12 protein-coding genes and 1 pseudogene are annotated in these 10,685 nt (G+C 70.7%); 4 read left to right on the plus strand and 9 right to left on the minus strand.

What is annotated here, in order from left to right; translation table 11 throughout:
* On the minus strand, positions 1 to 308 hold a 308-nt coding region (locus tag J0670_RS40290; protein ID WP_307806568.1), incomplete at its 3' end, for an NUDIX domain-containing protein.
* 331 nt (positions 309 to 639) lie between these two features.
* Positions 640 to 1,545: pseudogene (locus J0670_RS17795) on the minus strand (DegT/DnrJ/EryC1/StrS family aminotransferase); the annotation flags it as partial.
* On the opposite strand from J0670_RS17795, the gene J0670_RS17800 reads away from it, so the two are divergent.
* The 3 genes from J0670_RS17800 to J0670_RS17815 all read left to right on the plus strand — a co-directional run bounded on the left by J0670_RS17800 (position 1,433) and on the right by J0670_RS17815 (position 3,454).
* Complete coding sequence (locus J0670_RS17800) at positions 1,433 to 1,702, plus strand: hypothetical protein (protein WP_207812591.1); 270 nt, start codon at positions 1,433 to 1,435, stop codon at positions 1,700 to 1,702. The pseudogene J0670_RS17795 and the gene J0670_RS17800 overlap by 113 nt on opposite strands.
* Positions 1,699 to 2,241 carry an SMI1/KNR4 family protein gene (locus J0670_RS17805; protein ID WP_307806569.1) on the plus strand — a complete coding sequence of 181 codons (543 nt, stop codon included), beginning with the start codon at positions 1,699 to 1,701 and terminating at the stop codon, positions 2,239 to 2,241. Before J0670_RS17800 ends, J0670_RS17805 begins: the two co-directional genes overlap by 4 nt.
* 439 nt (positions 2,242 to 2,680) lie before the next feature.
* A complete protein-coding gene (locus J0670_RS17815; RefSeq protein ID WP_207812592.1) occupies positions 2,681 to 3,454 on the plus strand; it encodes a hypothetical protein in 774 nt (257 codons plus the stop codon).
* A 59-nt stretch (positions 3,455 to 3,513) separates the two neighbouring features.
* Here the strand turns inward: J0670_RS17815 and J0670_RS17820 are convergent, their stop codons facing one another.
* On the minus strand, positions 3,514 to 3,747 hold the full coding sequence (locus J0670_RS17820; RefSeq protein ID WP_207812593.1) for a hypothetical protein: 234 nt from the start codon (positions 3,745 to 3,747) through the stop codon (positions 3,514 to 3,516).
* Between the two features lie 323 nt (positions 3,748 to 4,070).
* Between J0670_RS17820 and J0670_RS17825 the strand changes: the two genes are divergently transcribed.
* Positions 4,071 to 4,706 carry a YdcF family protein gene (locus J0670_RS17825; RefSeq protein ID WP_207812594.1) on the plus strand — a complete coding sequence of 212 codons (636 nt, stop codon included), beginning with the start codon at positions 4,071 to 4,073 and terminating at the stop codon, positions 4,704 to 4,706.
* Positions 4,707 to 4,766: 60 nt separating this feature from the next.
* On the opposite strand, the gene J0670_RS17830 is transcribed toward J0670_RS17825, so the two are convergent.
* From J0670_RS17830 to J0670_RS17855, 6 genes are all read right to left on the minus strand, one after another.
* On the minus strand, positions 4,767 to 5,648 hold the full coding sequence (locus tag J0670_RS17830) for a S41 family peptidase (protein ID WP_207812595.1): 882 nt from the start codon (positions 5,646 to 5,648) through the stop codon (positions 4,767 to 4,769).
* Positions 5,649 to 5,752: 104 nt separating this feature from the next.
* Complete coding sequence (locus J0670_RS17835) at positions 5,753 to 6,094, minus strand: hypothetical protein (protein ID WP_207812596.1); 342 nt, start codon at positions 6,092 to 6,094, stop codon at positions 5,753 to 5,755.
* 84 nt (positions 6,095 to 6,178) lie between these two features.
* Positions 6,179 to 6,970, minus strand: a complete 792-nt coding sequence (locus J0670_RS17840) for an aminotransferase class IV (RefSeq protein WP_207812597.1) — start codon at positions 6,968 to 6,970, stop codon at positions 6,179 to 6,181.
* A 414-nt stretch (positions 6,971 to 7,384) separates the two neighbouring features.
* On the minus strand, positions 7,385 to 7,708 hold the full coding sequence (locus tag J0670_RS17845; RefSeq protein ID WP_207812598.1) for a hypothetical protein: 324 nt from the start codon (positions 7,706 to 7,708) through the stop codon (positions 7,385 to 7,387).
* A 320-nt stretch (positions 7,709 to 8,028) separates the two neighbouring features.
* Positions 8,029 to 8,619, minus strand: a complete 591-nt coding sequence (locus tag J0670_RS17850) for a lytic polysaccharide monooxygenase (protein ID WP_207812599.1) — start codon at positions 8,617 to 8,619, stop codon at positions 8,029 to 8,031.
* Positions 8,620 to 8,909: 290 nt separating this feature from the next.
* Positions 8,910 to 10,685: glycerophosphodiester phosphodiesterase family protein (locus J0670_RS17855; RefSeq protein ID WP_243437165.1), on the minus strand; the 1,776-nt coding region annotated here is incomplete at its 5' end.

Raw genomic sequence — 10,685 nt, forward strand, 5'->3', positions numbered from 1 at the left:
AACTGGCGGGTCGTGCCGCCGCGGCTGTTCTCGTAATCGAAGTGTCCGATGTATCCGGTGACCCGCTCAACGGTCAGGCCGGTCTCCTCGGCGGTCTCCCGGTGGAGGGCGTCCAGGATGGTTTCCCCCGCCTCGACCGTTCCGGAGGGGATCTCCCACAGGCCGCCCATGTAGTCGTCGGGGTTGCGGCGGACGAGCAGGACCCGGCCGTCGTGGTTGATCACGGCGGCGGCGACGAAGCCGGTGATGCCGGCGGCTTCGGCGGCGGCCGCCAGTCCGGCCACGAACTCGGGGGAGGTGACGGTCACCGCAGCTCCTTGTGATGGTCGCTGATCTTGATGGCCGCGCGGACGTACTGCTCGGCCACTTCCAGATCCTGCTCACGATGCCAGACCGGGAGCTTGATCGTGTGGGCGTGCGGGCGTGTGCGCGCTCGGCGGCGGGGAAGTCCCCGGCCTTGTACCGGCGGTGGGAGTGCGGGTGACCGGGGAACAGCATGCCGGGCTGCTGGTACAGCGGCAGCTGGTTCATCGGACAGGTGGAGCCGGGCCGGTCGAACTCGGTGGCACCCTCGGCGATCAGCGCCTGGTGGAATGTCTCGATCGGCAGGCCGCCGAGCTCGTCCGGCCGGTAGGTGAGCGTCAACCCGTACCAGGACGGGATCACTCCGTCGGGCATCTCGATGACCTCCAGGCCGGGTATCCGGGCCAGCTGGCCGGTGAGGTAGCGGGCGATCTCCGCCCAGCCGGCGAGGTAGCCGTCCAGCCGGGACAGCTGGTCGTGGGCGATGGCGGCGGCGAGGGAGTGGATGCGGAGCTTGAGGCCGGCCCCGGTGACCGCGTACCGCGAGAGCGGATGACCTTCCGGGATCTCGGTCTTGGCCCGCTTGTTGTAGTGCGCAAGCGTGATGATGCGGTGACAGGTGTCGTCGTCCGTGAGGACGAACCCGCCCTCGCCGCCGAACAGCGACTTGGGGCCGTTGAGGGAGATGGCCGAGGCGAGGCCGAAGGTGCCGGCCTTCCGCCCGGCGATGCTGGCGCCGTGCGCGTGGGAGCCGTCCTCCAGCACCGCCAGGTCGTGGGCGTTCGCGACGGCCACCAGGTCGGTCATGCCGGCGGGCTTGCCCCACAGGTGGGTGACCATGATCGCCCGGGTACGGGGAGTGATCAGCTCCTCGCTGCGGTCCGGGTCGATGTTGCCGTCCGGGCCGGTCTCGCACAGCACCGGCACCGCGCGGAGGTGGAACAGCGGGGAGGCGGTGGCGTGGAAGGTCCAGGCCGGGACGATGACCTCGTCTCCGGGGTTGATCCTCGCGGCCCAATAGGTGGCGTGCAGGGCGGCGGTGCCGGAACTGGTGGTGACCGCGTGCCGGACGCCGAAGTAGTCCTGCAGTCCGTCCTCCAGCTCGGCGACGACGCCGGACCGGCCGGGGATGGAGATCGACTCATCAAGCTGGGCGGCGACCTTGGCGCGGGTGGTGTCGTCGATCGGCGGCCAGGTGAAGTGCGGACCCGTGGCGGTGGCGGCGGGCTTGCCGCCGAGCAGGGCGTGGCTCTGTTCACGAGAACGGACAGCACATGTTCAGCGCTTCGGGAGTCGCCACGGCCAGCGCCTGTTCGATGTTCGCCAGAATGGGCAGCGCCGCCTGAACCCGGGCCGCAAGATCAAGATGTCGGACGCCTATGCCAGCATGCTCCCGTGACAATCACACCTGATCACCGTCCCGATGAGGCCACGCTCGACTTCCTGCGCTCGGCGTTCGCACCTGAGTGGCGTGAGCCAGCCCTGGGCCACGACGGAGTCGCGGCCTGGGAGGCCGAGAACCGGGTGACACTTCCGGAGCCCTACCGGACCTTCATCGCGGAGATCAGCAACGGCAGTGGCCTCGGTCCTGCAGAGGACGGCGGTCTTCAGCCGCTGGGATGGCTGCCGTCGGGCTGGCCGGACATGGGCCTGCGGCATCCGGGAAAGCCGTTCCCCCTGGATGAGGCGTGGGCGTGGGAGGACGACGAGACGGCCGATGCCGACGATCCACGCATCGATGCCGTCTTCACCCGTGGGTCAGTCGTCCTCGGAGCCGAGGATGGGCCGTCGTTCTGGCTGCTGGTGACGGCAGGGCCCCGCCGCGGTGAGGTCTGGATGGTGTCCGACGTCGGAGCCATCCCGGTGCCGAACGCCGACGCCAGAAGCTTTGACGGCTGGGTGCGGCACTGGCACTCGGGTAACGACTGGCTTGCCTGAGCGCGATCTGAAAAGCCGCCGACAGCCGTGTAGTTCGAACCGAGGGCACGCAGGGCGAGCACGGGCCGGGTATCCGGGCCAGTTGGCCGGTGAGGTAGCCGGTGAACGGTGGCCCGGACCGGCCGAAACAGGGCGGCGACTGGGCCCACGTGCACCCCGACGTCGCGACGGACACGTTCGCCGCCAGCACCTCGCGACCCCCGTAGCGGCGCCGACCGCCAGCTGGAACTGCCCCCACGACCCGTCCGGCACCAGGCGCTCCACGATCGTCACGGGAGCAGCCTGCGAGACCAAATGAGATGTCTTCTCAGAGCGTGTCATGGGCCGTGAAGCGGTGGGCCGAACAGGAACCGATCACTGTTTCCACCCGTCGTCTTCACGGGAGTTGACACCGGCTCAACGCCCTTTCGCTCTTCACCACCGAGGTCCGAGGAGATCCATGGTCGAAACCGTCAATTCACTGGTCACCCGTCTGCACGAAGTGCTCGTGGAGATGCTGACCAAGGGAGCCGCCGCCGCAGGGACCATCAGGAGCCTCCACGACGTCGTCGCGCGCGCCGGTGCGCTCGGCCCCGACGGTGCATGGCTCGTCGCCGCGGGCCACGTGGGCCTCGGCGACCTCGCCCACGCGCAAGGGCAGACGGACCAGGCCGTCCTGCACCTCGAAGCCGCCGTCACAGCCGGCTACAACGACTGCGTGGCCCTCCACGTCGCCCCCATGCGTCCGCTGCACCAAGACCCGCGCTTCCGGGCCGTCTACCAGCGGATGCGCATCACGCCGGCCGACCTGGACGAGCTCTACTGGCTGCACCGGGAGATACAGGTCACGATGAGGGAGGCGCAGCAACTGGCCGTCGACAACATCGGCCGTCTCGATACCGGGGTGTCGCTGCTCCCGCAGGTCCCCCTGCCCACGCGCGAACCGCACACCGCCGGCCTCCTGATCACCCGCATCGATCTCGCCGCGATCCAGACCGCACTCCAACAGGCCGCCGTGAAGGCGGAGTTCCAGCGCAGCGCCGGCAACGTCAGCCTGGATCTGGTCTCCGACTCGTGGGACTACTCCCGCGCCAGGTACGACGCCTGGCACGCCGATGACCTGGACTCCCGGCGACTGCGGGCCGCCGAGGCCCGGGCCTTCGTCGAACGCCCCGGCCTCGGCAGCATGCTCATCCCCTGCCCGCCGCTGGGCTCGATCACCTACCCGGTCTGAGGCACCCCGCAGGCGCCGTGCCCCGGCCAGTTTGGCGGCGGTGGCACGGCGGCAGGTGCTCAGGCCGAGGTCAGCCGGGCCTCTTCGAGGCCGCCGAGCACGAACCCGTTCTCGAAGCGCACCCGGTACGTGGTCCGAGCCCCGGCTCCGGTGCCGGCCCCGCCCGCCTGGACGAGCTGTTGGCGGAGGTCCCCGACGAGGCTCGCCGCGAAGCCGTCGAGCCGGGCGTTGCGCAACTGCTGATCGAAGCTCGCGAGGTGGTCCTGGACCGGGCCGCCGGCCTCCTGCGCCACGCCCGTGACGATGCCCCCCAGGCCCTCCGACAGGAACAGCGGACCGGGGAGGCCGTCCCGCTCAGATGAGGTCCCGGAGCGCCGCGCGGGTACAGCGCCACCACCCGCGCGGCAGCCTGCTCGTCGAACCTGTGCCCGTCGACTCGGGACACCGGCGCCACCCCCTGCGAATCACTGACGAACGCGCCCCGGTAGCGGTGGAGTTCGGCGAGTTGCGTGTACGGGCTCGTGCCGCGAGCTCAGCGCCTCTGACGGAATGCGTGGTGGCTTCTGGCGTGGCCGATGCCTTCGCTGCGTGGCACCGGGCCCCGTAGAGTCACGGCATGCGACGAAGGACAGGAGTGGCGTTGGCCGGCGCGGCGGCCCTGGCCTGGGGCGAGTGGCTGAACTGGCGCTGGTCTCGAACTCTCGTGGGGAACAGTGGAGGCGCTGCCGAGGCCGTGGTCGTGCTGGGATACCGGAACCCCCAGGCGACAGCGAACGCGATCAACCGCTGGCGAGTCCGCGCTGGAATCCGATCCATCACCGCTGACCGTGCGCACGGCACTCGCGTGATCTTCAGTGGCGGCGCGCCCGGCGGCGGCACCGCGGAGGCCGAGTTGATGGCCGACTACGCGAAGTCGGTGCTCGCGTTCGACGGCACGGTGCACCTCGAAGATCGAAGCGGGACAACGTGGGAGAACATCACGAACGTCATCCCCCTGCTTGAGGACGTCGACCGCATCAAGATCGCCTCTCAGCCGGCCCATGCGCTCAAGGCCCGGGCGTACTTGCGCCGGCAGCGCCCTGACCTCGCCGAGAGACTCGTGCGTGCGGATGACTATCGTCCTGGTGAGTGGTTGATCGTCAAACCGCTGCTGGCGCTGTACGGGCTCTGGACACTCCGGGGTCTGCGAGCCGACGAACGGAAGATCTCGCTGTCCGGTCACTCACCCCGGGACGAGCCGCCCGCGCCATAGATCAGGTGCCCTCTTGAGGCGAGTCCCCGGCTGCTCATGGCCGAGCAGCCGGGGACTCGACTACGCGCGCAGGTGTTCCAGTGCCTTCTCCAGCGCGTCCTCGGCGGCGACCGCCACGTCCGGCTCGACGCCGACGCCCTCCCAGTTGGTGCCGGTGACCGGGTTGATCGAGCGGGCCGCCGGAACGGTCACCATCACGTGCGGGGCGACGGGGATGCGGGCCGTCGGGTGGGCGCCACCGCGCGTCGTCTGCCCGAACAGCGTCGCGCGCTTGAGCACCTTCAGGTTGTACGACAGCTCCTCCCCGCCGGAGAACGTGAAGTCGCTGGTCAGCACCGCTACCGGCCGGTCCGTATAGCGCGGCGCGGCGAGGTGCCCGAGGGTCCAGTACTGGCGGGTGGAGTCGGTGGCCCGGTCGTAGATGTCGTTGAGGTGCACCTCGTCGTCGGCGAAGAGGTAGCTGCACCACAGCTGCACGCCCTCCGGTGAACCGCCGGCGCACTGCCGCAGGTCGATGACCAACGCCTCGGTGGAGGCGACCAGTTGCATCGCGGCGGCGATCGCGGGACCGCCGATGGCGGCCGGGGGAATCATGCGCAGATCGAGGTAGCCGATGTTGCCGTCGAGCTGCTCCGCCCGCCGGATTCCGTAGTTCTTCTCCCGCGCGTACCGCTCGAACCGGGCCCGGGCGACGTCCTCCGGCTCCTCGTCCATCGACTGCGGCTCCTCGCTCCACAGCAGCCGCAGGTGCTTGTCCGGACACACCCCCTGCAAGTCCTCCGTGACCCGCTCGCACAGCCCCCGCTCGTCCAGGCCCTCATAGGCGCCTTCCGCCAGCCGGCTGCGGATCGCCGCTTCGATGGCCGCCGTCTTCTCGGGGAACACGTAACCGGCGGTGATGCGGGCGAGGGCGGCGTCGAGTATCGCTCCATGAGTGATCATTCGCGCGATCGTAGGTCAAGGCCGACCCGATGCCCAGCGGTTTCTCGGCGATGGGTGGCACCGGAGTCGCGCGGTTGAGCTGGACGTGTGCCCGGCCGGTCGCTTCATCTCGGCGCCCCGGCGGGCTGTTGCCGCAGCTCCCCCACCCTCTCGCGGTACAGCGTCTTGGCCGCCCACGCGCCGTACTCCTGCGTGGGAGCGGCCATCTCGATGATGTGGTGCGCCCGTGCCTTGAGTACGGCGCCCCAGAGCACCGCGTGGTGCTGAGCGCTTCGCCCGCACTCGTTCGGCTCGCCGGGAAGACAGAGCGGAAGCGGATCACCGACCTTGTTCGCCGCATGGCGGACGTACCGGGCCCGGTCGAGCCACTGTTCCGGAGTGCTGGCCGGCCAGCCGTTGGCCACGTCACCGGGCCATGGCGTCCAGTCGTCGCCGTGGTCGTCCAAGTCCGCTCCCTGCTCTGCCGGATGGGCCTTCGATGCTAGGCGATCAGGGGGCCGTGACTGATCGTGCCGCGTTGGTCGTCCCGCTCAGATGGGATCCCGGGGCGCCGCGTGGTACAGCGCCACCACCCGCGCGGCAGCCTGCTCGTCGAACCTGTGCCCGTCGATTCGGGACACCGGCGCCACCCCCTGCGAATTGCTGACGAACGCGCCCTGGAAGCGGTGGAGTTCGGAGAGGTGCACGGGTCGCCTGCACCAACCGGATGCGGTCCGGTCCAGTTCGCGCTGGAGTACCAGCATGGCGATCCCGGGCAGGCTCGGCGCGTCCGGCCAGATCACACGGTCGTTCTCCAGAAAGCCGACGTTGGTGATGGAGCCCTCGGCGATCACGCCGTCCGGTCCGGTCAGCAGCGCTTCGCCGAAGCCCGCCGCTTCGGCCCGCAGCCCGTGGTACACCTGCCCGAAACTGCCGGCATGCTTCACATGCACGAACTCGCGCTGGAAGTCGACGGCGGTGAGGCTGACCGGACCCGCGGGTGCCGGTACCGGCGGGTGCACACTCACGAGCACCGACAGTCTCGCGACGCGGGCGTCGGGACGGAAGACGCGCACCCGCACTGACGCGTCCTCCACGTCGTCGGCGAGCGCGTGTCGGATCAGCTCCCGTACCCGTTCTCCGTCCAACCCGATGCCGAACAACTCCCTGCTCGCGTCATCCAGCCGGGCCAGGTGCAGATCGAGCCCGGGAGTGCGGCGGGCGCGCACCTGCATCGCGGTGAAGTGCGCATAGCTGGTCATGGCCGGATAGAGCGTCTGCGCGGTAGCAGGCCGGCCGTCTATCTCCAGACGGGGCTCGGCGAGTTCCGGGTACGGGCTCATGCCGCGAGCTTAGAAGCTCTAACAGAACGTGTGAAAGAGGGCTCCGGAACCGGTCCGCGCCCTCTCCGGAAGCGGTCCATCCGGACGGCGATCCTCAGCGGTCGGCACCGTCCCGCAGCTCGGTCGGCCGTTCGGGGCTGCTGAGCGTCTCGTCGCCCATCTGGCTCACGGGGCGGGCGGAGCGGCGCTTCTCGGAGCCTCGAGGGCCTTGGCTCTCTTTCTACCGGCGATCCTCCATCGCGCGCCACAACCTCAACCAACAGCCCCGTACGGAGCCGCGCAGCGCCGATGAGGTGCTTGGCGCCTGAGCGGTCCACCTGGCGCGCGTCGACACCATGCACCGACGGACGCCGGTCCCCGAGACGTGATCCGGAGACCGGCGTCACGCCCGCCACGGGTCTCTAGCAGGCTCCGTTAATTGATGTTGAAGTCGAACCTGATGGGCAGATCAGTGTCCCAATCGATCTCAGCACGAACAAAAACAGCGCCATTCGCGGGACTGACGTTGTAAAGGTGCAGCGTCGCAAGCCCGAAGACAGGGGTCTGACTCGCGTCGACCTCTGTCAGGCTGCAAGACACCGCAGTGCTGGGGACGACACCGGGGATGTTGAACTTCTGATTAAAGAGGCGATGATGACTGGCGAAGCCTCGCTGGATGTTCGACGTCTGCTTGATTCCGCCCTCTTCGGTGCGGACTCGCTCTGTGGTGACCGGCTCGTGCTCGGCTGCGACTTTCATATGACTACTCATCGCTACCCCGCCCTTTCCATGCGATTTTTCTCAACAAACCCCCTTTTTAAAGTGTCACTCCAGGTCGCTCCGCTTGCAACGCCCCTCGAACGCCTCCTACCAGCGCGCGGGATCCATGCCGTGACCCGCGGTCACCGCCTCATCGCCAGTCCACACGCCTCACGGTGACCGACGGTGACCGCGCCCGTGTCCGAGCCGGGGCACCGGCTCGGACACGGGTACGGCGATCAGGGCCGGGCCGCTCGCCGTGGGAGGCGAGGAGCCCGGCCGCCCGTCGGCGGGGAGGAGTGCGACGGGGTGTCAGGGCGTCAGAACTGGACGTCGGTGCAGGAGTAGAAGGCGTTGCCGGTGTCGGCGACGTCCCAGACCGCGACGACCACCTGGTGGCCGGTGCGGCCGGTGGGCAGGGTCGCGGTGTGGACGGTGGTGGCGTCGGGCTGGCGGCCGTTGTAGGGGACGGTCAGGAACGGGGTCAGGTCCAGCGAGGCCCGGGTGATCGGCTGGCTCGCGTTGTAGCCGGGCTTGGTGAGGTAGTACTTGAAGTACGAGGTGGAGTGCCGGGCCTCGATCTCCCAGGTGAAGTTGAGCTGCTGGCCGGCCGTCACCTTGGTGGTCGGCCAGGCGCCGCCACGCGGGTTGTCCAGCGGGGCCCAGCGGGCGTCGCCGCCGGCGCAGATGGTGCCGTCGGCCGGGCCGCGGCTCGGGAAGCCCTTGGGGCCCTCGACGCTCTGCGGCTCCCACTGGATGTCGCCGCAGTCCCACGGGACGGCGTTGGCGCCGCACAGCGCGGAGCGGCTCGGCGGCAGGTTGATGAAGCCGTGCGACTGGGCCGGAAGGGCCGTCGCGAGCGGCAGCACGACCGCGGCGGCGGCGGCCGCGAGGACATGACGGGTGCGCATTGGTGCTCCTCCGTGGGGGTGGATGGAGTGGTGCGCCCAGCGCGGGGCGGGCGTGCGTGGGGGCACGCCACAGGGCATGACATGCCCGCGCCAGGGTGTGCGGACACCGTATGGTCACCCTTCCCCCGCGTCAATGGTCTGAACCATTCCGGCAAAGGGGCGGCAAAGGAACGGCTGGTCACCATCCCTGCGTGGCAAGCGGGTTGGCGGAAAGCAACCGGGGCCCGCGCCGCGGACGGGCGGCGCGGGGCCCCGGCCGAACAACGGGCCGACAACGGAGCGAGGGCGGGTCAGCCGCGGGCGGCGGCCTCCAGGGCCCGGGCGTCGGCGGCGATCAGGCGGGCGCGGTCGGCCTGGAGGCCGCGGCCGGCCTGGTTGTCGGCCCACTGGGCGAGCGGCCGGTACTGGCCCTGGCCCTGGCCGAGCATCACGGTCAGGGTGGCGACGGCGTTGCGGTCCGCGCCGGAGGTGAGCACCAGCGAGGCCAGGCCGGTGGGGGTGGCGGCGACGGTGAACTCGGCGGTGGACTCGGCGCGGCCGCCGGGGCCGGTGGCCTCGGCGCGCAGGGTGTGCCGGCCGAGCGCGAGGGCGGTGGTGTCGATGGCGGTGCCGGCCGCCAGCTCCTGGCCGTCCAGGGTCAGGCGCACGGTGTCGGCGCCGGCGGCACGGACGGCGGCCACCGGCCGCTGGGCGCGGTCCAGGGCGGCGCCCGCGGCCGGGGAGGTGATCGCCACAGTGGGCGCGGCGGGCGGGGCGGGGGTGGCGCCCTGGAGCCAGGCGGAGTTCCAACCGGCCAGCTCCGCCGGGCGGTTGGTGATGACGCCGTCGACGCCGGCGGCCTCCAGGGCCTTCCAGCGGGCGGCCGAGTCGACCGTCCAGACGTTGACCGCGACGCCGGCCGCGTGCAGGTCCTTCACCGCGTTCGGGCGCGCGGCGAGGCCGCCGTCGGACGGGTTGTACGCGGACAGGCCGAGCTCCTTGGCGACGGCCACCGGGTCGGCGTCGAGGTCGCCGCGCAGCAGGCCCAGCGGCAGTTCGGGGGCCAGCTCGCGGGTGTGGCGCAGGGCGTCGACCTCGAAGCTCTGGACGAAGACCCGGCCGGTCATCTGGTGGTCGCGGACCTCCTTGACGATCCGGGCGACCTCCTCGCGGCTGTGCTTGCCCTTGATCTCCAGCAGCAGGTTGCCGCCGCGGGTGCGCAGGTCCTCCAGCTGGGCGGCCAGGGTGGGGACGCGGGTGCCCGCGTAGACGGGGCCGAACCAGGAGCCGGCGTCCAGCGCGTCCAGCTGGGTGGAGGTCAGGTCGCGGATCGCGCCCTTGCCGTTGGTGGTGCGGTCGACGGTGTCGTCGTGCAGGACGTACGGGACGCCGTCCTTGCTGGGCTGGACGTCGTTCTCGATCCACTCGGCGCCGCCGCGGCGGGCGATCTCGTCGGAGACCAGGGTGTTCTCGGGGGCGGCGGAGGAGGCGCCGCGGTGGGCGAAGACGGTCAGCGGCGAGCCGGCCGGGCGCAGCCAGCCGCCGGGGGCGAGGGCGGTGACCTTGAGGTCGTCGAAGGAGACCTTGGCGCCGTTGACGACGAGTGCTTGGCCGCCGTCGGCGCTGCGGGCGACCTGGGTGGTGCGCATGACCTCCTTGCCGTCGAAGATCCAGCGTGCGGTGGTGCCGTGGACCTCGACGGCCACGCGCACGTCGCGGCCGGTGCCGGCGGCGCTGGGGGCGGCGGCGGTGTTGGTGACGTTCCAGGCGTTGGCGGGGGTGCGCTGGGCGAATTCGAGGCCGTTGGCGGCGGTGGTGCCGGTGCGCATGGTGGCGATGGACCAGGGGGTGGCGCCGCTGGCGGGGACGTCCAGGCCCAGCGCCGTCCAGCGGGCGCTGTCCTGGGCGCTCTCGAAGCGGGCGGTGGCCTCGATGCGGAAGTCGTCGAGGTGGCGGCCGAAGGTGATCCGGCTCTGCTGGCCGGAGTTGGCCGAGGTGCCGACCAGGCGTCCGTTCTCCACCTTCCAGTCGCCTTCGACGGCGTTCCAGCCGGCGGGCAGGGCGGGGCCGGTGAAGTGCTCGTCGAC

It is taken from the genome of Streptomyces sp. FH025, from assembly GCF_017427025.1.
Lineage (GTDB): Bacteria > Actinomycetota > Actinomycetes > Streptomycetales > Streptomycetaceae > Kitasatospora.

What these genes read in the sequence shown, in the direction of transcription:
- J0670_RS17850 (WP_207812599.1), bottom strand. Translation starts at nt 8,619, where the DNA reads ATGCGCACCCGTCATGTCCTCGCGGCCGCCGCCGCCGCGGTCGTGCTG.
- J0670_RS17800 (WP_207812591.1), top strand. Translation starts at nt 1,433, where the DNA reads ATGGAGATCGACTCATCAAGCTGGGCGGCGACCTTGGCGCGGGTGGTG.
- J0670_RS17815 (WP_207812592.1), top strand. Translation starts at nt 2,681, where the DNA reads ATGGTCGAAACCGTCAATTCACTGGTCACCCGTCTGCACGAAGTGCTC.
- J0670_RS17840 (WP_207812597.1), bottom strand. Translation starts at nt 6,970, where the DNA reads ATGAGCCCGTACCCGGAACTCGCCGAGCCCCGTCTGGAGATAGACGGC.
- J0670_RS17825 (WP_207812594.1), top strand. Translation starts at nt 4,071, where the DNA reads ATGCGACGAAGGACAGGAGTGGCGTTGGCCGGCGCGGCGGCCCTGGCC.
- J0670_RS17830 (WP_207812595.1), bottom strand. Translation starts at nt 5,648, where the DNA reads ATGATCACTCATGGAGCGATACTCGACGCCGCCCTCGCCCGCATCACC.
- J0670_RS17845 (WP_207812598.1), bottom strand. Translation starts at nt 7,708, where the DNA reads ATGAAAGTCGCAGCCGAGCACGAGCCGGTCACCACAGAGCGAGTCCGC.